Origin of the sequence: Pseudomonas sp. W2I6, from assembly GCF_030815935.1 — a bacterium.
Classification (GTDB): Bacteria; Pseudomonadota; Gammaproteobacteria; order Pseudomonadales; family Pseudomonadaceae; genus Aquipseudomonas.
The window spans coordinates 4,538,060-4,563,187 of sequence record NZ_JAUSXJ010000001.1 but is presented as its reverse complement, the minus strand read 5'-3'; the positions used below and the strand labels follow the sequence as shown (position 1 = coordinate 4,563,187).

23 protein-coding genes, 4 tRNA genes and 1 riboswitch are annotated in these 25,128 nt (G+C 60.1%); of the genes, 19 read left to right on the top strand and 8 right to left on the bottom strand.

The window, feature by feature from the left end; translation table 11 throughout:
- The first annotated feature begins 15 nt into the window (after positions 1–15).
- The 9 genes from QF039_RS20950 to astE all read left to right on the top strand — a co-directional run bounded on the left by QF039_RS20950 (position 16) and on the right by astE (position 10,178).
- The gene (locus QF039_RS20950) at positions 16–780 is read left to right on the top strand and encodes an ABC transporter ATP-binding protein (protein WP_003214336.1); all 765 of its coding nucleotides are present in this window, start codon (positions 16–18) and stop codon (positions 778–780) included.
- Between the two features lie 246 nt (positions 781–1,026).
- The gene (locus QF039_RS20945) at positions 1,027–2,007 is read left to right on the top strand and encodes a GlxA family transcriptional regulator (RefSeq protein WP_008435259.1); all 981 of its coding nucleotides are present in this window, start codon (positions 1,027–1,029) and stop codon (positions 2,005–2,007) included.
- A 309-nt stretch (positions 2,008–2,316) separates the two neighbouring features.
- On the top strand, positions 2,317–3,537 hold the full coding sequence (locus tag QF039_RS20940; RefSeq protein WP_003214332.1) for an aspartate aminotransferase family protein: 1,221 nt from the start codon (positions 2,317–2,319) through the stop codon (positions 3,535–3,537).
- A 245-nt stretch (positions 3,538–3,782) separates the two neighbouring features.
- Entirely contained in the window at positions 3,783–4,802 is a 1,020-nt protein-coding gene (gene aruF / locus QF039_RS20935; protein ID WP_003214328.1) for an arginine/ornithine succinyltransferase subunit alpha, read from the top strand.
- Between the two features lie 49 nt (positions 4,803–4,851).
- Positions 4,852–5,877, top strand: coding sequence for an arginine N-succinyltransferase (astA, locus tag QF039_RS20930; RefSeq protein ID WP_003214325.1), 1,026 nt, complete (start codon positions 4,852–4,854; stop codon positions 5,875–5,877).
- Positions 5,874–7,343, top strand: coding sequence for a succinylglutamate-semialdehyde dehydrogenase (gene astD, locus QF039_RS20925; RefSeq protein WP_168197533.1), 1,470 nt, complete (start codon positions 5,874–5,876; stop codon positions 7,341–7,343). Before astA ends, astD begins: the two co-directional genes overlap by 4 nt.
- Positions 7,344–7,501: 158 nt before the next feature.
- Positions 7,502–8,848 carry an N-succinylarginine dihydrolase gene (gene astB / locus QF039_RS20920; RefSeq protein WP_008435262.1) on the top strand — a complete coding sequence of 449 codons (1,347 nt, stop codon included), beginning with the start codon at positions 7,502–7,504 and terminating at the stop codon, positions 8,846–8,848.
- Between the two features lie 23 nt (positions 8,849–8,871).
- Positions 8,872–9,162 (top strand): hypothetical protein, encoded by a 291-nt coding sequence (locus QF039_RS20915; RefSeq protein WP_003214319.1) that lies wholly within the window; start codon positions 8,872–8,874, stop codon positions 9,160–9,162.
- 11 nt (positions 9,163–9,173) lie between these two features.
- On the top strand, positions 9,174–10,178 hold the full coding sequence (gene astE, locus QF039_RS20910; protein WP_003214315.1) for a succinylglutamate desuccinylase: 1,005 nt from the start codon (positions 9,174–9,176) through the stop codon (positions 10,176–10,178).
- A 130-nt stretch (positions 10,179–10,308) separates the two neighbouring features.
- On the opposite strand, the gene QF039_RS20905 is transcribed toward astE, so the two are convergent.
- Positions 10,309–10,818 carry a 6,7-dimethyl-8-ribityllumazine synthase gene (locus QF039_RS20905; RefSeq protein WP_003214313.1) on the bottom strand — a complete coding sequence of 170 codons (510 nt, stop codon included), beginning with the start codon at positions 10,816–10,818 and terminating at the stop codon, positions 10,309–10,311.
- Between the two features lie 111 nt (positions 10,819–10,929).
- Positions 10,930–11,099, bottom strand: a riboswitch (FMN riboswitch).
- A gap of 190 nt (positions 11,100–11,289) precedes the next feature.
- Here QF039_RS20905 and ltaE point away from each other — a divergent pair.
- From ltaE to mgtE, 8 genes are all read left to right on the top strand, one after another.
- Positions 11,290–12,294, top strand: coding sequence for a low-specificity L-threonine aldolase (gene ltaE, locus QF039_RS20900; RefSeq protein ID WP_102606409.1), 1,005 nt, complete (start codon positions 11,290–11,292; stop codon positions 12,292–12,294).
- A 146-nt stretch (positions 12,295–12,440) separates the two neighbouring features.
- Complete coding sequence (alaS, locus tag QF039_RS20895) at positions 12,441–15,059, top strand: alanine--tRNA ligase (RefSeq protein ID WP_307520452.1); 2,619 nt, start codon at positions 12,441–12,443, stop codon at positions 15,057–15,059.
- 95 nt (positions 15,060–15,154) lie between these two features.
- Positions 15,155–16,396, top strand: coding sequence for an aspartate kinase (locus tag QF039_RS20890; RefSeq protein WP_003214308.1), 1,242 nt, complete (start codon positions 15,155–15,157; stop codon positions 16,394–16,396).
- A 186-nt stretch (positions 16,397–16,582) separates the two neighbouring features.
- Entirely contained in the window at positions 16,583–16,771 is a 189-nt protein-coding gene (gene csrA / locus QF039_RS20885) for a carbon storage regulator CsrA (protein WP_002554426.1), read from the top strand.
- Positions 16,772–16,833: 62 nt separating this feature from the next.
- Positions 16,834–16,924, top strand: a tRNA-Ser gene (locus QF039_RS20880).
- 108 nt (positions 16,925–17,032) lie between these two features.
- Positions 17,033–17,109 (top strand) — tRNA-Arg (locus QF039_RS20875).
- Between the two features lie 72 nt (positions 17,110–17,181).
- A tRNA-Arg gene (locus QF039_RS20870) sits at positions 17,182–17,258 on the top strand.
- A 339-nt stretch (positions 17,259–17,597) separates the two neighbouring features.
- Positions 17,598–19,040 (top strand): magnesium transporter, encoded by a 1,443-nt coding sequence (mgtE, locus tag QF039_RS20865; RefSeq protein WP_003214265.1) that lies wholly within the window; start codon positions 17,598–17,600, stop codon positions 19,038–19,040.
- A gap of 103 nt (positions 19,041–19,143) precedes the next feature.
- Here mgtE and QF039_RS20860 read toward each other — a convergent pair whose 3' ends face one another.
- The 3 genes from QF039_RS20860 to QF039_RS20850 form a co-directional block, all read right to left on the bottom strand.
- Positions 19,144–19,470, bottom strand: a complete 327-nt coding sequence (locus tag QF039_RS20860) for an Arc family DNA-binding protein (RefSeq protein WP_003175643.1) — start codon at positions 19,468–19,470, stop codon at positions 19,144–19,146.
- Positions 19,471–19,905: 435 nt separating this feature from the next.
- The gene (locus QF039_RS20855) at positions 19,906–20,085 is read right to left on the bottom strand and encodes a PA3371 family protein (protein WP_307520448.1); all 180 of its coding nucleotides are present in this window, start codon (positions 20,083–20,085) and stop codon (positions 19,906–19,908) included.
- Between the two features lie 20 nt (positions 20,086–20,105).
- The gene (locus QF039_RS20850) at positions 20,106–20,333 is read right to left on the bottom strand and encodes a hypothetical protein (protein WP_003214261.1); all 228 of its coding nucleotides are present in this window, start codon (positions 20,331–20,333) and stop codon (positions 20,106–20,108) included.
- A gap of 336 nt (positions 20,334–20,669) precedes the next feature.
- Between QF039_RS20850 and QF039_RS20845 the strand changes: the two genes are divergently transcribed.
- Positions 20,670–20,746, top strand: a tRNA-Arg gene (locus QF039_RS20845).
- A gap of 341 nt (positions 20,747–21,087) precedes the next feature.
- Positions 21,088–22,470: an MFS transporter gene (locus QF039_RS20840; protein ID WP_307520446.1), complete on the top strand. Its 1,383-nt coding sequence runs from the start codon at positions 21,088–21,090 to the stop codon at positions 22,468–22,470.
- A gap of 60 nt (positions 22,471–22,530) precedes the next feature.
- On the opposite strand, the gene QF039_RS20835 is transcribed toward QF039_RS20840, so the two are convergent.
- From QF039_RS20835 to flgA, 4 genes are all read right to left on the bottom strand, one after another.
- Positions 22,531–23,280, bottom strand: a complete 750-nt coding sequence (locus QF039_RS20835; protein ID WP_177066986.1) for a flagellar brake protein — start codon at positions 23,278–23,280, stop codon at positions 22,531–22,533.
- Positions 23,281–23,375: 95 nt separating this feature from the next.
- Positions 23,376–23,843, bottom strand: coding sequence for a flagellar protein FlgN (gene flgN / locus QF039_RS20830; protein ID WP_003214256.1), 468 nt, complete (start codon positions 23,841–23,843; stop codon positions 23,376–23,378).
- 48 nt (positions 23,844–23,891) lie between these two features.
- Complete coding sequence (gene flgM, locus QF039_RS20825; RefSeq protein ID WP_003214254.1) at positions 23,892–24,215, bottom strand: flagellar biosynthesis anti-sigma factor FlgM; 324 nt, start codon at positions 24,213–24,215, stop codon at positions 23,892–23,894.
- A gap of 142 nt (positions 24,216–24,357) precedes the next feature.
- Positions 24,358–25,122, bottom strand: coding sequence for a flagellar basal body P-ring formation chaperone FlgA (gene flgA / locus QF039_RS20820; RefSeq protein WP_032899382.1), 765 nt, complete (start codon positions 25,120–25,122; stop codon positions 24,358–24,360).
- Positions 25,123–25,128 lie beyond the last annotated feature (6 nt).

Below are 25,128 nucleotides of genomic sequence, written 5' to 3'. Positions count from 1 at the left end.
GTGAGAACCGACCGCATGTACAAACTTGAAGTCCAAGACCTGCATAAACGCTATGGCAGTCATGAAGTGCTCAAAGGTGTGTCCCTGGCCGCCGCGGCCGGTGATGTGATCAGCATCATCGGGTCCAGTGGCTCGGGCAAAAGTACTTTTTTGCGCTGCATCAACCTGCTGGAGCAGCCCCACGCCGGCAAGATTCTGCTCAATAACGAAGAGCTGAAACTGGTGGCCAACAAAGACGGCGCCATGAAGGCTGCAGACCCGAAACAGCTGCAACGCATGCGTTCGCGACTGTCGATGGTGTTCCAGCATTTCAACCTGTGGTCCCACATGACCGCGCTGGAAAACGTCATGGAAGCACCGGTGCACGTCTTGGGCATGTCGAAAAAAGACGCCCGGGAAAAGGCCGAGCACTACCTGGCTAAAGTCGGTGTGGGCCATCGTAAGGATGCGTTCCCTGGCCACATGTCCGGCGGTGAACAGCAGCGCGTGGCGATTGCCCGTGCCCTGGCGATGGAGCCTGAGGTGATGCTGTTCGACGAACCCACCTCGGCCCTTGACCCGGAGCTGGTGGGCGAAGTGCTGAAGGTGATGCAGGACCTGGCCCAGGAAGGCCGGACCATGGTGGTGGTGACCCACGAAATGGGCTTTGCCCGTGAAGTCTCCAACCAACTGGTGTTCTTGCACAAAGGCATCGTCGAAGAGCGTGGCAACCCGCGCGAAGTGCTGGTCAACCCACAGTCCGAGCGTTTGCAGCAGTTTCTTTCCGGCAGCTTGAAGTAAACAGAACTGCTTTTATGCACTGAATTAGTGCAAGCTTCACAGCTTTAAGGCTGACCCCGATCCCCTGTGGGAGCTGGCTTGCCTGCGATAGCGGTGGGTCAGTTTGCCTCTCTGGCACAGACACGCCGCCATCGCAGGCAAGCCAGCTCCCACATTAGATCTCCATATGGTTTGAGATTTGTGTTGGTTTACGGGCTAGCATTGGCCTTTGTCTTCATTACTGTTACTCGCTTCGGATAGCACTCCATGACTGCCCATCGAATTGGTTTCCTGATTTGGCCCAGCACTAAAGCACTGACGCTTGCGCTGGCTGAGGAGGCCTTGCGCGTTGCTCAGCGGGTGCATCCGGACGTGGTGTACGAACTCTCGTTTTTGCAGGCCGAGCCGCCAATGGACGGCGCCTGGCAACTGCCGGGTGAGCCCTGGGCTGGCAAGCTGGAAGGTTTCCAAAAGCTGTTCCTGCTGGCCGATGAGCCACCGACCGTCATCGCCTCCCAGCTCAGCACCGCCCTCAAGCAACTGGTGCGTGCCGGGTGTGTGATCGGCGGCCTGTCGGCCGGTGTGTATCCGCTGGCCCAGCTCGGTCTGCTCGACGGTTACCGCGCCGCTGTGCACTGGCGCTGGCAGGACGATTTTGCCGAGCGTTTTCCCAAGGTCATCGCCACCAGCCATCTGTTCGACTGGGACCGTGACCGCCTGACCGCCTGCGGTGGCATGTCGGTACTCGACCTGCTGCTGGCGGTGCTGGCCCGTGACCACGGCGCCGAACTGGCCGGGGCAGTCTCGGAAGAACTGGTCGTAGAGCGCATCCGTGAGGGCGGCGAGCGCCAGCGCATCCCGCTGCAAAACCGTCTGGGTTCCAGCCATCCAAAGCTGACCCAGGCCGTGTTGCTGATGGAGGCCAACATCGAAGAGCCGCTGACCACCGACGAAATCGCCCAGCATGTGTGCGTGTCCCGACGACAGCTCGAGCGGATCTTCAAGCAATACCTCAATCGCGTCCCCAGCCAGTACTACCTGGAACTGCGCCTGAACAAGGCCCGCCAGATGCTCATGCAAACCAGCAAGTCGATCATCCAGATCGGCCTGTCCTGCGGCTTCTCCTCGGGGCCGCACTTCTCCAGCGCCTACCGCAACTTCTTCGGCGCCACCCCTCGTGAAGACCGCAACCAGCGCCGCAGCAGCAGCCCGTTCGAATTGTCGTCGGTGCCGTCCGAGCGCGGCTAGGCATCAGTGCTCGGCCGGCATCTCCAGGCATGACGCTGTTCCTGTGCGCGGATGAGATCAACAGCAGACCAAAACGGCCATCGGCGACGGCATTGGATAGTTGTGCCTCACCGACCGCCCAAAACCGGCCCGGGCGGTTTAAACTGCGCCATTGCGATGCTATTTGTCGCATTGGCGTAAACCCGCGAAAATCGCGGGTTGGCGCTATAAGAAGTTGTCGCTTGGCGGCAAGGCCGCGCTGAAAACTGTCCTTACAATCCCTGCATCGCCCGCCAGTTTCAGGCAGGCGTTCCTCTTCAGGAGACTCCGATGTCCGTTGAGCAAGCCCCGGTGCAACGTGCCGATTTCGACCAGGTCATGGTTCCCAACTACGCACCTGCCGCTTTCATCCCCGTGCGTGGCGCAGGTTCGCGCGTATGGGACCAGGCGGGCCGAGAGCTGATCGACTTTGCCGGCGGCATCGCGGTCAACGTATTGGGCCACGCCCACCCGGCGCTGGTCGGTGCACTGACCGAACAGGCCAACAAGCTGTGGCACGTGTCCAACGTCTTCACCAATGAGCCGGCCCTGCGCCTGGCCCATAAGCTGATCGACGCCACGTTTGCCGAGCGTGTGTTCTTCTGCAACTCCGGCGCCGAAGCCAACGAGGCCGCCTTCAAGTTGGCCCGTCGTGTCGCGTTCGACCGCTTCGGCACCGAGAAATACGAAATCATCGCCGCGCTGAACAGCTTCCACGGCCGTACCCTGTTCACCGTGAACGTGGGTGGCCAGTCGAAGTACTCCGACGGCTTCGGTCCGAAGATCGTCGGCATCACCCACGTGCCTTACAACGATCTGGAGGCGCTGAAAGCCGCCGTCTCGGACAAGACCTGCGCCGTGGTGCTGGAGCCGATCCAGGGCGAAGGCGGCGTGCTGCCGGCAGAACTGTCGTACCTGCAAGGTGCCCGCGACCTGTGCGACGCGAACAACGCGCTGCTGGTGTTCGACGAAGTGCAAACCGGCATGGGCCGCAGCGGCGAGTTGTTCGCCTATCAGCATTACGGCGTCGTGCCGGACATCCTCACCAGCGCCAAGAGCCTGGGCGGCGGTTTCCCGATCGCGGCCATGCTGACTCGCGAAGACCTGGCCAAGCACCTGGTGGTCGGCACCCACGGCACCACCTACGGCGGCAACCCGCTGGCGTGCGCGGTGGCGGAAGCGGTGATCGACGTGATCAATACGCCAGAAGTGCTGGCCGGCGTTAACGCCAAGCACGACCTGTTCGTTTCCCGTCTGGAGAAGATTGGCCAGCAATACGGCATCTTCACCGAAGTGCGTGGCCTGGGCCTGCTGCTCGGTTGCGTGCTGAGCGATGCCTGGAAAGGCAAGGCCAAGGACATCTTCAACGCCGCCGAGCGCGAAGGCTTGATGATCCTGCAAGCCGGCCCGGATGTGGTGCGCTTCGCCCCGAGCCTGGTGGTGGAAGATGCCGATATTCAGGAAGGCCTGGACCGCTTCGAACGTGCGGTGAAAAAGCTGACGCAAGCCTGATGGACCGTTGGGTGCCCGGCGAGTCGGGCGCCCAACACAAATTTTGTATGCCGGACTCTTTAGTTGAAGCTGTGAAGATCAAATGTGGGAGCGGGCTTGCTCGCGAATGCAGTGGCTCAGTCACCTGAAATGTTGAATGACACACCGCTTTCGCGAGCAAGCCCGCTCCCACACTTGACCTCACTGATTTCAAGATCGTGTCCGGCATTTTTTCCTGTGAGTTTTTCGAGTTAAGGAGTGACACCATGCTGGTGATGCGCCCCGCGCAAATGGCTGATCTGGGCGAGGTACAGCGTCTGGCTGCGGACAGCCCGATTGGTGTCACCTCCTTGCCGGATGATGTCGAACGCCTGAGCGACAAGATCGCTGCGAGCGAAGCGTCCTTCGCCGCCGAGGTCAGCTTCAACGGTGAAGAAAGCTATTTCTTCGTCCTGGAAGACACCGACGCCGGCAAGCTGGTGGGCTGTTCGGCCATCGTTGCCTCGGCCGGCTACTCGGAACCGTTCTACAGCTTCCGTAACGAGACCTTCGTGCATGCTTCCCGCGAGCTGAAGATCCACAACAAGATCCACGTGCTCTCGCAGTGCCATGACCTCACCGGCAACAGCCTGCTGACCAGCTTCTACGTGGTGCCGGAGCTGGTGGGTTCGCCGTGGTCGGAGCTCAACTCCCGTGGCCGCCTGCTGTTCGTGGCCGGCCACCCGGAGCGCTTCGCCGATTCGGTGGTCACTGAGATTGTGGGCTACAGCGACGAGAACGGTGATTCGCCGTTCTGGGACGCCATCGGCCGCAACTTCTTCGACCTCAACTACGCCGCTGCCGAGCGCCTGTGCGGGTTGAAGAGCCGGACCTTCCTCGCCGAGCTGATGCCGCACTATCCGATCTATGTGCCGCTGTTGCCCGACGAAGCCCAGGAAGCCATGGGCCAGGTGCACCCGCGGGCGCAGATCACCTTCGACATCCTGATGCGCGAAGGCTTCGAGACCGACCATTACATCGACATCTTCGACGGCGGCCCAACCCTGCATGCGCGCGTCTCGGGCATTCGCTCGATCGCCCAGAGCCGTGTGGTGCCGGTGAAGATCGGTGAGATGGTCAAGGGTGTCGGCCGCCAGTACCTGGTGAGCAACGGCCAGTTGCAGGATTACCGCGCGGTGATGCTGGAGCTGGACTACGCGCCGGGCAAGCCAGTGACCCTGGACCTGGAAACCGCCGAAGCCCTGGGCGTCGGCGAGGGTGCCAGCGTTCGACTGGTAGCGGTTTAAGAATGAGTTTCGCGGGTGGCTTGCAAGGCGGCCCGTTTGAGGAGATAGCATGATCGTTCGTCCCGTACGCAGCAGCGATTTACCGGCCCTGATTGATCTGGCGCGCAGCACCGGCACCGGCCTCACCACCTTGCCGGCCAACGAAGAGCGCCTGACCCACCGGGTCGGCTGGGCTGAAAAGACCTTTCGCGGCGAAGCCGGGCGCGGTGATGCGGACTACCTGTTCGTGCTGGAAAACGACGAAGGCCGCGTGGTGGGGATTTCCGCCATCGCCGGTGCCGTCGGCCTGCGCGAGCCCTGGTACAACTTCCGGGTCGGCCTGACGGTCAGCGCCTCCCAGGAGCTGAACATCTACCGTGAAATCCCGACGCTGTTTCTGGCCAACGACCTGACCGGCAACTCCGAGCTGTGCTCGTTGTTCCTGCACGCCGATTACCGCAATGGCCTTAACGGCCGCATGCTGGCCAAGGCGCGCATGCTGTTTATCGCGGAATTCCCGCAGCTGTTTGGCAACAAGATCATCGCCGAGATGCGCGGCATGTCCGACGAAGCCGGGCGCTCGCCGTTCTGGGAAAGCCTGGGCCGGCACTTCTTCAAGATGGAATTCAGCCAGGCCGACTACCTCACCGGCGTGGGCAACAAGGCGTTTATCGCCGAGCTGATGCCGAAGTTTCCGCTGTACACCTGCTTCCTGTCTGAAGACGCGCGCAACGTGATCGGCAAGGTCCACACCGACACCGAGCCGGCCCTGAGCATGCTCAAGAGCGAAGGTTTCAGCTACCAGGGCTACGTCGACATCTTCGACGCGGGCCCGGCGGTGGAGTGTGAAACCACCAAGATCCGCGCCGTGCGCGACAGCGAAGCGCTGGTGCTGGCGATTGGTACGCCGGGCGACGACGCCACGCCGTTCCTGATCCATAACCGCAAACGTGAAGATTGCCGCATCACCGCCGCGCCGGCGCGGTTGGCTGCGGGCACCCTGGTGGTCGATCAACAGACCGCCAAGCGCCTGCAACTGATCGCCGGTGATCAAGTGCGTGCCGTACCGTTGTCCGCTGCCCGGGAGTCGAAATAATGAATTCGCTATACATCGCAGGTGAATGGCTGGCTGGCCAGGGTGAAGTGTTTGAGTCGCTGAACCCGGTGACCCAGCAGGTGGTGTGGTCGGGTAATGGCGCCACCGCCGAGCAGGTCGAGTCCGCCGTCCAGGCTGCACGCCAGGCGTTTCCGGCCTGGGCCAAGCGTTCCTTGGAAGAGCGCCTGAGCGTGCTGGAAGCCTTCGCCGCCAACCTGAAGAGTCGTGCTGACGAACTCGCCCGCTGCATCGGTGAGGAAACCGGCAAGCCTTTGTGGGAATCGGCGACTGAAGTCACCAGCATGGTCAACAAGGTCGCGATCTCGGTGCAAAGCTACCGCGAGCGTACCGGCGAGAAGAGCGGCCCATTGGGCGACGCCACTGCCGTGTTGCGCCACAAGCCCCACGGTGTAGTGGCGGTGTTTGGCCCTTACAACTTCCCGGGTCACTTGCCTAACGGGCATATCGTGCCGGCCTTGCTGGCGGGTAACACCGTGCTGTTCAAGCCGAGCGAGCTGACCCCGAAAGTCGCCGAGCTGACCGTGCAATGCTGGATCGACGCCGGCCTGCCGGCGGGCGTGTTGAACCTGCTGCAAGGCGCACGGGAAACCGGGATCGCCCTGGCGGCGAATCCGGGCATCGACGGTCTGTTCTTCACCGGCTCCAGCCGCACCGGCAACCATCTGCACCAGCAATTCGCCGGGCGCCCGGACAAGATCCTCGCGCTGGAAATGGGCGGCAACAACCCGCTGGTAGTGGACGAAGTGGCCGATGTGGATGCGGCCGTGTACACCATTATCCAGTCGGCGTTTATCTCCGCTGGCCAGCGTTGCACCTGTGCCCGTCGCCTGCTGGTGCCGGAAGGCGCCTGGGGCGATGCGTTGCTCGCACGCCTGGTGGCGGTGAGCTCGACCATCGAAGTCGGCGCATTTGACCAAACGCCGGCGCCGTTCATGGGCTCGGTGATTTCCCTCGGTGCTGCCAAGGCGTTGATGGATGCCCAGGAATTGCTGTTGGCCAATGGCGCCGTGGCGCTGTTGGAAATGACTCAACCCCAGGCCCAGGCTGCGTTGCTGACGCCGGGGATTATCGATGTGACCGAGGTTACGGAACGCGCTGACGAAGAGCTGTTCGGCCCACTGCTGCAAGTGATCCGCTACGCTGATTTCGAGGCGGCGATTGCCGAGGCCAACAACACTCAATACGGCTTGGCGGCCGGGTTGCTGTCGGATTCCGAGGCGCGTTACCAGCAGTTCTGGCTGGAAAGCCGTGCCGGGATCGTCAACTGGAACAAACAGCTGACGGGTGCTGCGAGCAGCGCGCCATTTGGCGGGGTAGGGGCTTCGGGCAACCATCGCGCCAGCGCCTATTACGCGGCGGACTATTGCGCGTACCCGGTGGCCTCCCTTGAGACCCCGAGCCTGGTGCTACCGGCGACGTTAACCCCGGGTGTGACGCTGATCTAAATGTGGGAGCGGGCTTGCTCGCGAAGGCGGTGTGTCATTCAACATTTCAGGCGACTGAACCACCGCTTTCGCGAGCAAGCCCGCTCCCACACTTGATTTGTGGTGTGTTCAAGTAATTTGATGCCTATAAAAATACAGATGTTCGTGGAGCCTCGCCGATGAAATCCTGTGAAGTCAATTTTGACGGTCTAGTGGGGCCGACCCATAACTACGGCGGCTTGTCCTACGGCAACGTCGCGTCCCAAAGCAATAGCCAGCAGTCCTCCAACCCGAAGGAAGCGGCGCTGCAAGGCTTGGCGAAGATGAAGGCCCTGATGGAAATGGGCTTTGTGCAAGGTGTGCTGGCGCCCCAGGAACGTCCGGATGTGGCCGCCTTGCGCAACCTCGGTTTTGCCGGCACCGACGCACAAGTCATCCAGCAGGCCGCCAAGCAAGCCATGCCGCTGCTGGTTGCCAGTTGCTCGGCGTCGAGCATGTGGGTGGCCAATGCCGCGACCGTCAGCCCGAGCGCCGACACCTTTGACGGTCGCGTGCATTTCACCGCCGCCAACCTCAACTGCAAATACCACCGCAGCATCGAACACCCGACCACCAGCCGCGTGCTGGGGGCGATGTTCGCTGACCAGAAGCACTTCGCCCACCACGCCGCATTACCGGCGGTGGCGCAGTTCGGTGACGAAGGCGCGGCCAACCACACGCGTTTCTGCCGGGACTATGGCGAGGCGGGCGTAGAGTTTTTCGTGTTCGGCCGCAGCGCGTTCGACACCCGCTACCCGGCGCCGCAAAAGTACCCGGCACGCCAGACCCTCGAAGCCTCCCAGGCGGTCGCGCGCCTGCACGGCCTGCGGGACGACGGCGTGGTCTACGCCCAGCAGAACCCGGCGGTGATCGATGCCGGTGTGTTCCACAACGATGTGATCGCGGTGGGCAATGGCGAGGTGCTGTTCTATCACGAGGACGCGTTCCTCAATACTGAGCAGATGCTCGGCGAATTGCAGGGCAAGCTCGGCAAGCTCGGCGGCAATTTCCAGTCGATCTGCGTGCCACGGGCCCAGGTGGGTGTTGAAGACGCGGTGCGTTCCTACCTGTTCAACAGCCAGCTGCTGACCCGCGCCGACGGTTCGATGCTGCTGATCGTGCCGGAAGAATGCCGCGCCAACGAGCGTGTCTGGCAGTACCTGCAAGGCCTGACGTCCTCCGGCGGGCTGATCCGCGAAGTCAAAGTCTTCGACCTCAAGCAAAGCATGCAGAACGGCGGTGGCCCGGCGTGCCTGCGCTTGCGTGTAGCCTTGAATGAAACCGAACTGGCGGCGGTCAACCCAGGGGTTATCATGACGGCGCCGTTGTACGACACGCTGACCCAATGGGTCGACAAGCACTACCGCGACAGCCTGCGGGAAACCGACCTGGCTGACCCGCAATTGCTGCTTGAGTGCCGGACGGCACTGGATGAACTGACGCAAATCCTTAAACTGGGCTCGGTTTATCCTTTCCAGATCAATTAACGCCGCACGGCTGAGAACTATTTATGACCACCGACACCCTGAAACTGATCCTTGAAGACACCGACGGCACCCAGCTGGAAACTTCCTGCACCCGCGTCGCCGTGGTGTGGCAGGGCAAGGAGATCTGGATCCAGCACGACGGCCGTGGCCAACTGCTGATCGGCGTGGACGTGGAAGAAGGCGACGCGGAATACGCCAACCTGCTGATGCGCCCATTGGCCACCAACCTGATGAGCCTGCAACTGGAAATGGAACCGGCCGACGTTGAAGGTGATGACGACGATCACGTCCACGGTCCTGGCTGCAACCACTAAGGAAGCTGCGTATGCTCGCCCTCGGCAAACTGCTTGAACTGACCCTCGCCGGTCGCGAACCGGCGCAAAAAATTCAACTGACTGTCGACGGCGTGCAACTGCGCTGGCTCAGTGAGGGCGCGCTGGAAGTGCGGCCTCCTGAGGCGCGGGACAACGGCAGCGACGTACTGCTGTCGTCCGGCATCCATGGCAACGAAACCGCGCCGATCGAATTGGCCGACCGCTTGCTGCAGGGCATCGCCCGTGGGGAGATCAAGCCCCGTACCCGTATTCTGTTCCTGTTCGGCAACCCCGAGGCCATGCGCCGCGGCGAGCGTTACCTCGAACTGGACGTCAACCGGCTGTTCAATGGCCGTCACGAACAAAACATCGGCCCCGAAGCCATGCGCGCCGCCGAGCTTGAGCAGTTGGCCCGCACCTTCTTCAGCGTGCCTGGGCGTAGCCGTTTGCACTACGACCTGCACACCGCCATCCGTGGCTCGAAGATCGAGCAGTTCGCACTGTACCCGTGGAAGGACGGTCGCCAGCATTCACGTCGTGAACTGGCGCGCCTGCGAGCCGCCGGCCTGGAGGCGGTGCTGTTGCAGAACAAGACGTCGATCACCTTCACGGCGTTTACCTATGAGCAGCTGGAGGCCGAGTCCTTCACCCTGGAGTTGGGCAAGGCCCGGCCGTTCGGGCAGAACCAGGGCGTGGACGTATCGCGCCTGGAAACCCGCCTCACGCAGATCATCGAAGGCAACGAGCCGGCCACCGAGAGCCTGGATGGCCTGCAGCTGTTCAGCGTCTCCCGGGAAGTGATCAAGCACAGCGATACCTTCGTCCTGCATTTGCCGGCGGACGTGGAAAACTTTTCGGAGTTGGAGAAGGGTTATCTGCTGGCCGAGGACATTGCCAAGACCCGCTGGGTGATCGAGGAGGAGGGCGCGCGCATCATCTTCCCGAACCCGAAGGTCAAGAATGGCTTGCGAGCGGGGATATTGATTGTGCCGACCACGGATGCCGGCCTGGCCTGAACCCCGAGACCGACTCGGTCAAATGTGGGAGCGGGCTTGCTCGCGAAGGCGGTGTATCAGTCAGACATGTATTGACTGACACTCCGCTTTCGCGAGCAAGCCCGCTCCCACATTTGCTTTGCAGTGTTGCTTAAACCGCGAGAGCACGTGGCTCATTGCGACGCAGTGCGCGAACCTTGTGCAGGGTGTCGGCGCAGGTGCGTGCCGCTTCCTGGCCCTTGTGCACGAAGTGCTCATAGAAGAACGTATGGTGCTCGCTGCCCGCGTGGAAGTGGTGCGGGGTCAGGGATACCGAGAACACCGGCACTTCGGTTTCCAGCTGGACCTGCATCAGGCCGCTGACCACGGACTGGGCCACGAACTCGTGACGGTAGATCCCGCCGTCCACCACCAGGGCGGCCGCGACGATACCGGCATAACGGCCGGACTTGGCCAGCAGCTTGGCGTGCAGGGGCATTTCAAAGGCGCCGCCGACTTCGAAGAAATCGATGTCCGATTCCTGGTAGCCCTGGGCGATCATTTCGGCGAGGAAACCTTTACGGGATTGGTCGACAATATCCTTGTGCCAGCAGGCCTGGATAAACGCGACGCGCTCGCCGTGATGGTTTTTGCTTTTGCTGTCGATTGCGGTGGGTTGCATGTTCTGACTCCTGTTTAAGAAAAAAACAGGGCGTTATGAATCGAATGGGATTTAAGGGTACGCACAGCGGGCTCATGTGAACATGACGTCAGTGCGGCCCTTAGGTGCCAATCCCGTTCTCTCTTCATCCGGACTATGACCGTCGGCCCCGGGATCACACCGGGTCTGCTGACCTTGTCGCCGTCCTGCCGGGGCAGTTCGAGGCGCCAAGCGCTCGCGGGCTATGCACGTTGCGTGCAATTACCGCCGGTGGGGAATTACACCCCGCCCTGAGAACGTTGCCGCCAGAACCCTGGCGGCGGAGAGTTTTTATCATGGTTTTTCAGAAACTGCACGGTTGGTTTATCGATAACCTATATCGGTTTGTTTGGTTGGTATTCGATTGTGCAAGCACGGGGCTTGATATTCCGCGGGTTTGCCCGCAGTAATCGTCAACACAAGAAACGCTCCAATCCGCTAGAGGCTAGTTTGATGAACGTGATTGACCTGCGCAGCGACACAGTGACCCAACCGACCCCTGGCATGCTCGAGGCGATGGCCACTGCCGCCAGCGGCGACGACGTCTACGGCGAGGACCCGAGCGTCAATCGCCTGGAAGCCGAACTGGCCAGGCGCCTGGGTTTTGCCGCCGCGTTGTTCGTGCCCACCGGCACCATGAGCAACCTGCTGGCGTTGATGGCGCACTGTGAGCGTGGCGAGGAATACATCGTCGGTCAGCAGGCCCACACCTACAAATACGAAGGCGGCGGCGCGGCGGTTCTCGGCTCGATCCAGCCACAACCCCTGGAAGTGCAGGCCGACGGTTCCCTGAACCTGGAGCACGTGCTGGCCGCGATCAAGCCGGACGACTTCCACTTCGCCCGTACCCGCTTGTTGGCGCTGGAAAACACCATGCAGGGCAAGGTCCTGCCGCTGGAATACCTGGCGGCCGCGCGAGCCTTTACCCGGGAACACGGCCTGGCCTTGCACCTGGACGGCGCGCGGCTCTACAACGCGGCGGTCAAGCTGGGTGTGGATGCGCGGGAAATTGCCCAGCACTTCGATTCGGTGTCGGTGTGCCTGTCCAAGGGCCTGGGCGCGCCGATCGGCTCGGTGCTGTGCGGCTCCACCGCGTTGATCGCCAAGGCCCGTCGTTTGCGCAAGATGGTCGGTGGCGGCATGCGCCAGGCCGGTTCGCTGGCGGCGGCGGGGCTGTACGCCCTGGATCACCAGGTGCAGCGCCTGGCCGACGACCACGCCAATGCCCAATGGCTGGGGGATGAACTGCGCAAGGCGGGTTATACGGTGGAGCCGGTGCAGACCAATATGGTCTACGTCGACATCGGTGATCGAGCCCAGGCCTTGAAGGCGTTTGCTGCCGAACGCGGGATCAAGTTGAGCGCGGCGCCGCGCCTGCGCATGGTCACGCACCTGGACGTCAGCCGGGCGCAGATCGAGCAAGTGCTCGCGACATTTGTCGAGTTTTCCCGGAAATGACAGTGCAGACCGTCTAATTGACTGTTTCTATCACATAAACACGCTGTACCACGGGCAAAGGGCCGATATAATGCGGCCCTTTGCCGTCGCTCCGTCTGATGACGTTTAGCACTGGCCTTTGGCCGCAGCCTCCGTGGAAGAACCTAATGAAAAGCGCAGAAATCCGTGAAGCCTTCCTTCGCTTCTTCGAAGAGCAAGGTCACACCCGTGTCGCCTCCAGCTCCTTGATCCCAGGCAATGACCCAACCCTGCTGTTCACCAACGCGGGGATGAACCAGTTCAAGGACTGCTTCCTGGGCCAGGAAAAGCGCGCCTACACCCGCGCCACCAGCAGCCAGAAGTGCGTACGCGCCGGCGGCAAGAACAGCGACCTGGAAAACGTGGGCTACACCGCCCGTCACCACACATTCTTCGAGATGCTGGGTAACTTCAGCTTCGGCGACTATTTCAAGAAAGACGCGATCACCTTTGCCTGGACCTTCCTGACCGGCGTGCTGAAGCTGCCGAAGGAAAAACTCTGGGTGACCGTCTACGCCACCGATGACGAAGCCTACGACATCTGGACCCAGCAAATCGGGGTGCCGGTCGAGCGCATGATTCGCATCGGCGACAACAAGGGCGCGCCTTACGCGTCCGACAACTTCTGGACCATGGGCGATACCGGCCCGTGCGGCCCGTGCACCGAGATTTTCTACGATCACGGCGCCGACATCTGGGGCGGCCCACCGGGCTCGCCGGAAGAAGACGGCGACCGCTACATCGAGATCTGGAACAACGTGTTCATGCAGTTCAACCGCACCGCCGATGGCGTGTTGCATCCGTTGCCAGCGCCGTCGGTGGACACCGGCATGGGCCTGGAGCGGATCAGTGCGGTGATGCAGCACGTTCACTCCAACTACGAGATCGACCTGTTCACCAACCTGCTGAGCGCTTCGGCCGCGGCCATTGGCTGTGCCAACGACAACCAGTCGTCGCTCAAGGTGGTGTCGGATCACATCCGTTCCTGCGGCTTCCTGATCGCCGATGGCGTGCTGCCGTCGAACGAAGGCCGTGGCTATGTGCTGCGCCGCATCATTCGTCGGGCCTGCCGTCACGGTAACAAGCTGGGCGCCACCGGCAGCTTCTTCTACAAGATCGTTGCCGCGCTGGTGGCCGAGATGGGCGATGCCTTCCCGGAACTCAAGCAGCAGCAAGCCAACATCGAGCGCGTGCTCAAGGCTGAAGAAGAGCAGTTCTCCAAGACCCTGGAGCACGGCCTGAAGATCCTCGAGCAGGACCTGGTCGAGCTCAAGGGCACCGTGGTGCCGGGCGACGTCGTGTTCAAGCTGTACGACACCTACGGTTTCCCGATGGACCTGACCGCCGACATCGCCCGCGAACGCGAGCTGACCATCGACGAGGCCGGGTTTGAGCGTGAGATGGAAGCCCAGCGCGTCCGTGCCCGTTCCGCCAGCTCCTTTGGCCTGGACTACAACACCCTGGTAAAGGTTGATGTGGCGACTTCGTTCATTGGTTACGAAGCCACCGTTGGCTCGGCCAAGATCGTGGCTATCTATAAGGACGGCAAGTCGGTTGACGTGCTGAACGAAGGTGACGAGGGTGTTGTGGTCCTCGACCAGACCCCGTTCTACGCTGAATCCGGTGGCCAGGTTGGCGACTGTGGTTTCCTGAGCTCCACCTCCGGTCGTTTTGAAGTGCGCGACACCACCAAGACCGGCGGTGCGTTCCTGCATCACGGCGTGCTGGTGCTGGGCAACCTGACCGTCGGCGCGCCGGTGGACACTCAGGTAGATGCCGACGTACGGCATGCAACTGCCTTGAACCATTCTGCCACTCACTTGCTGCACGCTGCGTTGCGTCAGGTGCTGGGTGAGCATGTGCAACAGAAGGGTTCGTTGGTCGATAGCCAGCGCCTGCGTTTTGACTTCAGTCATTTCGAGGCGATCAAGCCTGAGCAGTTGAAGGCCCTGGAAGACATCGTCAACGCCGAGATTCGCAAGAACACCCCGGTGGAAACCGAAGAAACCGATATCGAGACCGCCAGGAAGAAAGGCGCCATGGCGCTGTTTGGCGAGAAGTACGGCGACGAAGTGCGCGTATTGAGCATGGGCGGCAGCTTCTCGGTGGAGCTGTGTGGTGGTATTCACGCCAGCCGTACCGGCGACATCGGTCTGCTGAAAATCATCAGCGAAGGCGGCGTGGCTTCCGGCGTACGTCGTATTGAAGCGATCACCGGTGCTGCAGCCCTGGCCTACCTCAATGCGGCAGAAGAACAACTCAAGGAAGCGGCCGGCCTGGTCAAGGGCAGCCGCGACAACCTGATCGACAAGCTCTCCGGCGTACTGGAGCGCAACCGTCAGCTGGAGAAACAGCTGGAGCAGTTGCAGGCCAAGGCGGCCAGCGCGGCGGGCGACGATCTGTCGGCTTCCGCCCTGGACGTCAAGGGTGTGAAAGTGCTGGCCGTACGCCTGGACGGTCAGGACGGCAAGGCGCTGTTGGCCTTGGTCGATCAGTTGAAGAACAAGCTCGGCCGCGCAGTGATCCTGCTCGGCAGTGTCCATGAGGAAAAGGTCGTTCTGGTTGCCGGTGTAACCAAAGACCTGACTGGCCAACTCAAGGCCGGTGATTTGATGAAGCAAGCCGCCGCGGCAGTGGGCGGGAAGGGCGGTGGTCGTCCGGACATGGCGCAAGGCGGTGGTGTTGACGCCGGCGCCCTGGACGCGGCCCTGGCCCTGACCGTGCCGTTTGTCGAGGCAGGTATTTAAGGCGCTGTTAATGAGCCCGTGGTCTAGTCGCGGGCTCAGTCAGTGCTGGTTGATTGAATAACAGGCGCCCCTTTACGGGCTGAGGCGGCTTAGAAATGGCTTTGATCGTACAGAAATTTGGAGGCACCTCGGTCGGTTCTGTCGAAAGAATCGAGCAGGTCGCCGACAAGGTTAAGAAATTCCGCGATGCCGGCGATGACCTGGTGGTGGTGCTGTCGGCCATGAGCGGCGAGACCAATCGCCTGATCGATCTGGCCAAGCAAATCAGTGGCGATCAGCAACCGGTTCCCCGTGAACTGGACGTGATCATTTCCACCGGGGAGCAGGTGACCATCGCATTGCTGGCCATGGCGCTGAACAAGCGTGGTGTGCCGGCGGTGTCCTACACTGGCAACCAGGTCCGCATTCTTACGGATAGCGCGCACACTAAAGCCCGCATCCTGCAGATTGATGACCAGAAGATTCGCGCTGACCTGAAAGCCGGTCGTGTGGTAGTTGTCGCCGGTTTCCAGGGCGTCGACGAGCACGGCAACATCACCACCCTCGGTCGTGGCGGTTCCGACACCACTGGCGTGGCCCTGGCGGCAGCCCTGAAGGCTGACGAATGCCAGATCTACACCGATGTGGATGGCGTCTACACCACCGACCCGCGGGTCGTGTCCGTGGCTCAGCGCCTGGACAAGATCACCTTCGAAGAGATGCTGGAAATGGCCAGCCTCGGTTCCAAGGTGTTGCAGATCCGTGCCGTTGAGTTCGCCGGCAAATACAACGTTCCGCTGCGCGTACTGCACAGCTTCAAGGAGGGTCCGGGCACCCTCATTACTATTGATGAAGAGGAATCCATGGAACAGCCGATCATTTCCGGTATCGCTTTCAACCGTGATGAAGCCAAGCTGACTATCCGTGGCGTGCCAGACACCCCGGGCGTGGCTTTCAAGATCCTGGGCCCGATCAGTGGCGCGAACATCGAAGTCGACATGATCGTGCAGAACGTTTCGCACGATAACACCACCGATTTCACCTTCACCGTGCACCGCAACGAGTACGATGCGGCGGAGCGTATCCTGCAGAACACCGCGAAGGAAATCGGCGCCCGTGAAGTGGTCGGCGATACCAAGATTGCCAAGGTGTCGATCGTGGGCGTGGGCATGCGTTCCCATGCGGGCGTTGCCAGCCGCATGTTCGAAGCCTTGGCCAAGGAAAGCATCAACATCCAGATGATCTCCACATCGGAAATCAAGGTGTCGGTGGTGATCGAAGAGAAGTACCTGGAACTGGCTGTACGCGCACTGCATACCGCTTTTGAGCTGGACGCTCCGGCCCGACAGGGCGAGTGATGCGTTGCCAGGAAGGCGCGGTTATCCGCGCCTTTCATTTTTTTGCCGGACGCGTGATGAAGACCTGTTCTTTTACCTGCGCTCGACAATACTTAGGCGTGTAGGGCTATGGCCATTTGGTTGTAGGTCGAATGCCTTTTTTTTGCAGACTGTTGTTCCCGAAATGAAATGCGTGAGGAGAAAGGTATGCTGATTCTGACTCGTCGATGCGCAGAAAGCCTGATTATTGGTGATGGCGAAATCACCGTGACCGTGCTCGGCGTCAAAGGCAATCAAGTGCGTATCGGGGTTAACGCTCCGAAAGAGGTGGCTGTCCACCGCGAGGAAATCTACCTGCGGATCAAGAAAGAGAAGGACGAAGAACCAAGCCATTAATTTTTATCGTTTTTTATGTTTGCAAACGGGGATGAAGCTGGTTAATATACGCCCCGTGTTGCGGAGAGCTGGCCGAGTGGCCGAAGGCGCTCCCCTGCTAAGGGAGTACACCTCAAAAGGGTGTCGGGGGTTCGAATCCCCCGTTCTCCGCCATTATTTGCTTAGTACGTTGCAATCTGGTTTTTTCGCTAACTTGTTGAAACTAAACGAAAAAATAGCTTTACATAGAGATTGAACGGCCTATAATGCGCGGCAACAAATGCACTCGTAGCTCAGCTGGATAGAGTACTCGGCTACGAACCGAGCGGTCACAGGTTCGAATCCTGTCGAGTGCACCATTTAAGAGTTAGTTGCAGCAATGCAGGTAACTTGGCTTCAACCAGTTGTGATCTGGTCTAAAAACACAATCTGCACTCGTAGCTCAGCTGGATAGAGTACTCGGCTACGAACCGAGCGGTCACAGGTTCGAATCCTGTCGAGTGCACCAAACAACAAAAAGCCCGCCTAGTGCGGGCTTTTTGCCGTCTGGGGTTTTTATTTCCCGTGGCGCCTTTTTCTCCCGCCCATGTGTTTTCCTCTCAAGCTGTGTCGTCGCAGTTCATATGTGTGGCCAATGCTCAGCTTTGTGTCGCAAGCGCTTGTTCTTTCCAGTTTTTTGACGTTAAACGCGGCCGCCCGGTGTATCATTGCGCCCGTCAGCCCCGCCGGGGCTTGTGGAACACCTCCATGGACTTACCCAGTAGTTACTCAGTACCCCGTTTTACCAATCATGAATTGACTGATTGATCCTTCCGGCGTGCCCCGCTGCTGGGAGTGGAGTTCGCCTATGACCGAAGTTGAAGTAAAGAAAACACAAGAAAGCCTGCAGGATCGCCTGGCTCAAGTCGTCGAGCTGCTGCAGCGCCAGCGCGTGGTCGAAGACCTGACGCATCGCCAGGAAGGCGCGAACAATGACCGGGTCGAGAACCTGGTCCACCGGCAAAACCTTGTCGAGCTGCAACGCAAGCTCGATGACCTGCACTCCGCCGACGTTGCCTACATCCTCGAAGCCTTGCCGCTGAATGACCGCCTGACCCTTTGGCAGTTGGTCAAGGCTGACCGCGACGGCGACATCCTCCTCGAAGTATCCGACTCGGTCCGTGAAACGCTGATCGCCGACATGGACGATCACGAGCTCCTGGCGGCCGCCAAGGACATGGATGCCGACGAACTCGCTGACCTGGCTTCCGAGCTGCCGCGTGACGTCGTCCATGAGCTGATGGAAACCCTCGATGGCCAGCAGCGCGAGCGTGTGCGCTCGGCGTTGTCCTACGACGAGGAGCAGGTCGGTGCGTTGATGGACTTCGAGATGGTCACCATCCGTGAAGACGTCAGCCTGGAAGTGGTTCTGCGCTACCTGCGCCGTTTGAAAGAGTTGCCAGGCCACACCGACAAGCTGTTCGTGGTCGACTACGAAGGGATCCTCAAGGGCGTACTGCCGATCAAGCGCCTGCTGGTCAATGATCCGGACAAAAAAGTCGCGGACGTCATGGCCAGTGACCCGGTGAGTTTCCATCCGGACGAAGACGCTTACGACGCAGCCCAGGCGTTTGAGCGTTATGACTTGATCTCGGCCCCGGTGGTCGACAAGAACGGCAAGCTGATCGGCCGTCTGACCATCGATGAAATGGTCGACCTGATTCGTGAGGAGAGCGAAAGCGAAGTCCTCAACATGGCCGGTCTGCGGGAAGAAGAGGATATTTTTGCGTCGGTCTGGAAGTCCCTGCGTAACCGCTGGGCCTGGCTGGCGGTGAATTTGATTACCGCGTTTATTGCTTCACGGGTGATCGGCCTGTTTGAAGGCTCCATCGAGAAGCTCGTGGCCCTGGCTGCACTGATGCCGATTGTGGCGGGTATTGGCGGTAACTCGGGTAACCAGACCATCACCATGATCGTCCGCGCCATGGCGCTGGATCAGGTGGGGACCGGGCATGGCAAGCGTTTGATGCGCAAGGAGCTTGCGGTCGCGCTGATCAACGGCCTGGTGTGGGGCGGTGTCATCGGTATCGTGGCGTACCTGCTGTATGGCAGCTGGTCGCTCGGCGTGGTCATGACGGCGGCCATGACGCTTAACCTGCTGCTGGCAGCGTTGATGGGGGTTCTGATTCCAATGACCCTGGTGCGCCTTGGACGAGACCCGGCGATGGGCGCCAGTGTGATGATCACGGCCATGACCGACAGTGGCGGCTTCTTCATCTTCCTGGGCCTGGCAACCATCTTCCTGCTTTGATCCTTTCCATGGATCGGGGGCATTTGCCCCTTGATCCTTTCCTGACCAAATCCCGGGCAAAAAAAAGCCAGCGCATGGCTGGCTTTCAGCTTTCAGTTGCCAATCAGTTGGCTTCTGCAGCTGCCTCAACGTCGTGGGCGATCAGCGAGACGAGAGCATTTTGCTGGCGGTGGGAGAGCTGACGAAAACGCTGCAGCAGTTCGCGTTCGTGCAGTGACAGCTCGGGGCTGTCCAGGCGCATGCTCAGCTCGTCGCCCAGCGCACCTTCCTGAATCAGGCTTTGTTCCAGGCGTGCGATGATTTCGGAGTTCATGCTGCGGTGATGATTGCGAGCCACCTCGGCAATGCGTTCCCGCATTCCGTCTGGCAGACGTACGACGAACTTGTCAGCCGTACGGCTGGAATAAATTGCCTGTTTCAATGGGCGCATATATTTAACCGGTTAGTTCAGGGGAGCGGTTTTTGGAATTGGCCGCAAGATGCATGTTAGGACAAGGTTTGCTGCCAAATGTTCAACCTGAATTGCAAAGAGGCCGCATCATGCCTCAGATTTGCCAGTTCCTTGGCGTCAATTCTGTGACAAATATTGAACCGGCTACCGGCTTTATGCCAGTACTCATTTCAAAATTTGCGGACTGGTTGGAAAACTTTCCGCGGACGCACCCAAATGAGTGTTGAGCCCGCAGACCCTGGGCGCAAAAGGCTTTTCGGGCGCACATCCTATAGCAATATGGCCTTTTGCCCTTAACTTTAAGATTAGTGGCAAATTGCCAATTTACGAATGCGGAGCGACATATGGTCGGCTGTCCGGACGGACGAGCCGAGGCGTGGCAGCGATTTTAGCGAGGGCGACGAGCGGGGGGATTCAGCGCAGTACGGGATCGAATTTGATGCGGCGACCAATGAAGACTGCCAATACCCACAGGCTGCCAAACACGCCGGCGGCGACGAAGGAGACTGTCTGTACGTCTTGCGACAATACGTTAAGGCCGAGGCCGGCGGCGGCCAGTGTCAGGGTCAGAAACAGCCAGGCGGACTTGTTCATGGAATGCTCCGGTAAGCGGTTCAGAAAACCCAGTGTTCAGTGGCAGGAGCAGCTTGAGTGCCCTGGGTCAGTTGCAGTGGGGATTGCATGTTCGGCTTCATGACAGCCAGTTGCGGACGCTGCTGCAGGTGGTGGGGAATCGCCTGGCTGACCTGTGCGGCGTCGTCGGAAGTGGTGGACTGAAAATGGAACATCACCAGCGCAGCCAGTGCAACGGTATTGAGGGCTAGTAGAAGTGCGCTGTTCATGTGCATGTTCTCCGCAGATGGCTGGGCCGGACTGTATTTGTAGGATAAAGGATTGCAGGTGTCGTGCCAGTCTTTAATTGACAATAAATCCTTTAAAATCAAACATTTATATAGTGTTCAGATTGTCATGCTGTTGCAATTTGCAATGATGGCATTTTGGGGGAGTGCATTTTGCACGATGGTCCGAACCGTCCGTAATCGTTGAGCGGAATACCACCAGCTGTCACTGGCATGGGCCTACACTCAAAAAGCCAACGGACGACATGACAAAATTCACCTGCGCCGTTAACATGCACGCCGTCCGTCGCCGTGCCCATCGCCGGTTGGCTGTCATTAGTCCCAGTAGCTCAATTGGATAGAGCATCCCCCTCCTAAGGGGAAGGTTGGCCGTTCGAACCGGCCCTGGGACACCACTTCACCGTTGCTGCCCAAGCGGCCTCGACGTCCGCAAGCCCCGATCAGATTTATCTGGCGGGGCTTTTTTGTGGCCGGGCGTTTGAGTGCGGCAGACTTTTCAAACACCAACCGAACCTTGCCCGCGTTTGAGGTTCACACGGGAGGCAAGAGCGGGGCGCGCAAGTATTCGTCTGCATCCTGTACCTCGCGGGTGACTGGCGAGCGTCTGACACGTAGCCAATTGGCATGAGCAAAATATTCCCCGGCAACCGCGTGTTTTGGCTGTCCGGACCCGACGACCCGGGACTATCATTCCGGTAGTCCTGACACCCACAGCAAGGAGCCGCTCGGAACGCCGATGCGCCAGATCTGGAAACCTTTTCGAGCCCTTTATTTTGCTTCCCTGATGATGCTGATCGGCTCTGGCCTGCTCAGTACTTACCTGGCCTTGCGCCTGGCGGCAGATCACGTCGACAGCCTGTGGGTCGGTGCGTTGATGGCCGCCAACTATTTTGGCCTGGTGTTGGGGGGCAAGATCGGTCACCGCCTGATTGGCCGCGTCGGGCATATCCGGGCCTACGCCACCTGTGCCGGGATCGTCGGCGCGGCGGTGTTGGGCCACGGGCTGATCAACTGGCTGCCAGCCTGGATTGTGCTGCGGATGATTGTCGGCCTGGGCATGATGTGCCAGTACATGGTCATCGAGAGCTGGCTTAACGAACAAGCTGAAGCCAAGCAACGCGGTGCGGTGTTCAGCGGCTATATGATCGCCTCGTACCTGGGCCTGGTGCTGGGCCAGTTGATCCTTGTGATGCACCCGCAGTTGGGGCTTGAGTTGCTGATGCTGGTCGCGCTGTGTTTTGCGCTGTGCCTGGTGCCGGTGGCCATGACTCGCCGTATTCACCCGGCGCCGCTGCATCCGGCGCCGATGGAGCCGCGCTTCTTTATCAAGCGGGTGCCGCAGTCCCTCAGTACGGTGTTGGGGGCCGGGCTGATCGTCGGCTCGTTCTACGGTTTGGCACCGCTGTACGCGTCTCAGCAGGGGCTGACCACCGAGCAGGTCGGCCTGTTCATGGGTAGCTGCATTTTCGCCGGGCTGCTGGTGCAGTGGCCATTGGGCTGGCTGTCCGATCGATATGACCGCGCGCTGTTGATTCGCTGTTTCGCCTTGTGCCTGGCGGTGGCCGCGTTGCCGTTGGCGATCATGACCCAGGTACCACTGGAAGTGCTGTTCGTCGCGGGCTTTCTCTGTTCCCTGGTGCAGTTCTGCCTGTACCCGCTGGCTGTGGCGTTTTCCAACGACCACGTCGAGGGTGATCGCCGGGTGTCGCTCACTGCGATGTTGCTGGTGACCTACGGCATCGGCGCCAGTGTCGGCCCGCTGTTGGCCGGTGTGGTGATGAAGCTGTTCGGCAGCCATATGCTGTATGCGTTTTTCAGCGTGTGCGCATTGATCCTGGTGTGGCGCATCCGGCCCAAGGCGGTCACCAACCTGCATCAGGTGGACGACGCACCCCTGCATCACGTGGCGATGCCCGACAGCATGTCCAGCTCGCCCCTGGTAGCGTGCCTCGATCCGCGAGTGGACGAACAGGTGGTGCAGGACCAGATGCAGACCGCCGTTGTGGATCCCGAGCCGGAAGTCGATCCCGAACTGGATCAGCTGGAGCCTGTCACCGAGCCACCAGAGCATCCGGACCCGGATGATCACCCCCACGACTTGAGCAGGGCGCGCCCCTGAAAGCAAAAACGGGCAGCCCCCTTGAGGGACTGCCCGTTTTTTTGTCGCGACCTTTATTGTTTAAAGGTCGTCGTCCTTGTCAAACCGCCGCGCTTCACGCTGCAGTTGATACACAAACCGCTCGACCTGACGCTGCACCAGCCCGCTCATGTTATGAAAACGTAGGCCGGCGAAGGTGGTGTTGATCCTTTCTTCGAAGTGCAGGTAACGCAGTTCTACCGAGGTGGTCATGCTGCCAAAGGGTAGCGCGGCGATAAATCGGTCGTAGACCTGGCCCAGTTGCAGGCGCTCGGAAATATCCCCTTCGAAGCGCAATTTGCAGCCGGTGGCGGAAATATCCAGCAACTTGCCGCTGATGGGGGCCTTGAGTTTGTCGCCGCCCAGTTCGACGCTCACCAGTTGCGCCAGCTTCAACGCCGCACGGAAGGCGTTGCGACGCTGATGGTAAATCACCTCGCCAGGCATGCTGCCGCGGTAAATACGGTGGCCGCCGGCTTCATCGAGGGTCAGGGTGCCGTTGCTTTCCCAGGCTACCCGCACACCATCGTGAAAACCTTCGATCCGGAAAGCTTCGCCATTCTCGAGGTAGCGTTCGCCGTCGCGCGGGACCATTTCGTCCAGGGCCAGTGTCTTGCTGTCCCGGTCGATTTCCACCAGGTAGCTTTGAAACCGCTGGTTGCGTTCATGGAAGGTGATGATCAGCGGATCATGGCTTTCTTGCAGCATCCGCAAGGTGCCAGCGATTTCCAGCGGCGTGGTGAGTACCTTGGGTGGCTGCGGAGCATCTTCCGCGTTAAGGGTGTTGAACACGGTTCTTCCATCTCCAGACAAAATACGACTACACGCAAGTGCTGTCATTTTGCCAGTATGTGGCGCGACTTGGATAGGGCGCGCTCAAACTGGTTTCAGGCTTGGCTGCGGGTGCTTGGCTTGGCCAGGCGTGAGGTGGAGCCTTGAGCGTTGTAGAGAGCCGGAGGCTCGCCGCCGTGGAGGATACGCAACTGATTGGCGGTCGTGGCTTGCTGAAGCTGGATGGCCTGGCCGTTGAGGAGGTTGGTTTCCTGGCACAGGGTCAGCAACTGGTTGAGTTCTTTGCTCTGGGCCAGCAACTGGTCGCCCACCGTGGAGTGGCTGGCGAGTTGTTCCAGGCCCTTGTGGTCGGCCGTGAGGCCCAGGCTGATCAGAATCTGGCTGCGCTTCTTGCCGTGCTGTTCCAGCAGGACGATCAGCGATTGCTTGCGCGCCAGGATTTCTTCCAGCATGCGCATGTCCCGGCCGTACAGGGCCAGTGATTCTTCTCGAAGGAGCTCCAGCAGTTGCTGTGCGGGAGGCAGGTCTTCAATGATCAGTTGTAGCAAGTTTTCGTCGTGCATGGCTGGCCTTGGGGTTTAAGCGTCCAAAAGCCTGGCGCAGGCCTTTGCCTAGCGCTCGGCTTCGAAGTTAAGCAGTTTGCTGGCTACACGGTTGCTGTCGACCTTATAGCTGCCATCGGCAATCGCCTGTTTCAATTCGGCCACACGGGCTTTATTGACAACTGGCTGATCGCTCAGCGAGTCAGTGACCTTCTGCAACTGTTGAGCCTCATTGCTCAGGTGTACCGATTCCCCGCTTTGGCTCGCACCGGCCTGTTCTGTCTTGGCAGGCAGAGGCTGGGACTTGGCTTCAACGCTGTCTTTGGCACCGTTGGTGCGCGAAGAACCGGGCGTTGGCAGGGCGTTATTCAAACGACTGAAATCGATGACCATGTTAAAAAAACCTCTGGGTATTTGGACGCTTGCCATGTTTTCGGCCATACCCGGACAAACTTTAGGCTCGATTGACAATAAACCTATGCGCGATGCCGCTTTGCGCACAGTGTAGGAAAAGCTGGCGTCCGATGCCAGTGATCTATAAAGCCACCTCAACCTGTCCCGGCGCCGTCACCCGGGCCTTGATCACGCGGTTGGAATTCAGGTTCTTGACGCGAATCTGTTCACTCATGCCGCCGTTGGACAGGGCTTCCCCCGGCATTTTTACATTCAGGCCACCGCTGCTGGCGGAAATCACCACCTGGTCACCTTTGCGCACGACTTCGGCCTGCTCGAGATGGACCAGGGTAATCACCTGGTCAGCAACCATTGGTCGGGTAAGTTTCTGCCCGAGTGCCTGGTCAAGGGACGTGAGGTAGCTCTGGGTGATCATGCTGATGTCGCGCTCGCGCATCGCGACGTCATCATAACCAATGATTCCGGTACGTTTCAGCGGGCGCGTCACCACCACCACTTCGCGAAACAGTTTGACCTGGGCCGGCACGAACACCGTCCAGGGCGAGGCGCCTTCGCAGCGCACTTTCACGGTCACGCGCCCGATGGGCTGGGCGGGGCTTTCCAGGGAAGCTGTCAATTCTCTGTCGCACATGGGCATGCGCAGGCGCGGATCCAGCTGGTTGACCTGGATTTCGTAGCGGCCCGGTGTCTGCGTCGTGGCCAGATAATCTTCTACAGTGAACTCAAGAAAGCCTTGAGTGACGCCGATAAGCAGATCAGGCAAGGTGACGTTATCGGCGCGGGCCGGCTGGCCCGTAGCCAAGGCAAGCAACGCCATCGAGACGCAGAGCAATCTGCGGTACTGTGGGGATCGGAGGCGTCGGGAAACTGTCGTTTTGATGTCCATGGCCAA

Bases quoted from the DNA above. Each gene is read 5' to 3' on its own strand.
- QF039_RS20950 (WP_003214336.1), top strand. From the start codon at position 16: ATGTACAAACTTGAAGTCCAAGACCTGCATAAACGCTATGGCAGTCAT.
- QF039_RS20945 (WP_008435259.1), top strand. From the start codon at position 1,027: ATGACTGCCCATCGAATTGGTTTCCTGATTTGGCCCAGCACTAAAGCA.
- QF039_RS20940 (WP_003214332.1), top strand. From the start codon at position 2,317: ATGTCCGTTGAGCAAGCCCCGGTGCAACGTGCCGATTTCGACCAGGTC.
- aruF (WP_003214328.1), top strand. From the start codon at position 3,783: ATGCTGGTGATGCGCCCCGCGCAAATGGCTGATCTGGGCGAGGTACAG.
- astA (WP_003214325.1), top strand. From the start codon at position 4,852: ATGATCGTTCGTCCCGTACGCAGCAGCGATTTACCGGCCCTGATTGAT.
- astB (WP_008435262.1), top strand. From the start codon at position 7,502: ATGAAATCCTGTGAAGTCAATTTTGACGGTCTAGTGGGGCCGACCCAT.
- QF039_RS20915 (WP_003214319.1), top strand. From the start codon at position 8,872: ATGACCACCGACACCCTGAAACTGATCCTTGAAGACACCGACGGCACC.
- astE (WP_003214315.1), top strand. From the start codon at position 9,174: ATGCTCGCCCTCGGCAAACTGCTTGAACTGACCCTCGCCGGTCGCGAA.
- QF039_RS20905 (WP_003214313.1), bottom strand. From the start codon at position 10,818: ATGCAACCCACCGCAATCGACAGCAAAAGCAAAAACCATCACGGCGAG.
- ltaE (WP_102606409.1), top strand. From the start codon at position 11,290: ATGAACGTGATTGACCTGCGCAGCGACACAGTGACCCAACCGACCCCT.
- alaS (WP_307520452.1), top strand. From the start codon at position 12,441: ATGAAAAGCGCAGAAATCCGTGAAGCCTTCCTTCGCTTCTTCGAAGAG.
- QF039_RS20890 (WP_003214308.1), top strand. From the start codon at position 15,155: ATGGCTTTGATCGTACAGAAATTTGGAGGCACCTCGGTCGGTTCTGTC.
- csrA (WP_002554426.1), top strand. From the start codon at position 16,583: ATGCTGATTCTGACTCGTCGATGCGCAGAAAGCCTGATTATTGGTGAT.
- mgtE (WP_003214265.1), top strand. From the start codon at position 17,598: ATGACCGAAGTTGAAGTAAAGAAAACACAAGAAAGCCTGCAGGATCGC.
- QF039_RS20860 (WP_003175643.1), bottom strand. From the start codon at position 19,470: ATGCGCCCATTGAAACAGGCAATTTATTCCAGCCGTACGGCTGACAAG.
- QF039_RS20855 (WP_307520448.1), bottom strand. From the start codon at position 20,085: ATGAACAAGTCCGCCTGGCTGTTTCTGACCCTGACACTGGCCGCCGCC.
- QF039_RS20850 (WP_003214261.1), bottom strand. From the start codon at position 20,333: ATGAACAGCGCACTTCTACTAGCCCTCAATACCGTTGCACTGGCTGCG.
- QF039_RS20840 (WP_307520446.1), top strand. From the start codon at position 21,088: ATGCGCCAGATCTGGAAACCTTTTCGAGCCCTTTATTTTGCTTCCCTG.
- flgN (WP_003214256.1), bottom strand. From the start codon at position 23,843: ATGCACGACGAAAACTTGCTACAACTGATCATTGAAGACCTGCCTCCC.
- flgM (WP_003214254.1), bottom strand. From the start codon at position 24,215: ATGGTCATCGATTTCAGTCGTTTGAATAACGCCCTGCCAACGCCCGGT.
- flgA (WP_032899382.1), bottom strand. From the start codon at position 25,122: ATGGACATCAAAACGACAGTTTCCCGACGCCTCCGATCCCCACAGTAC.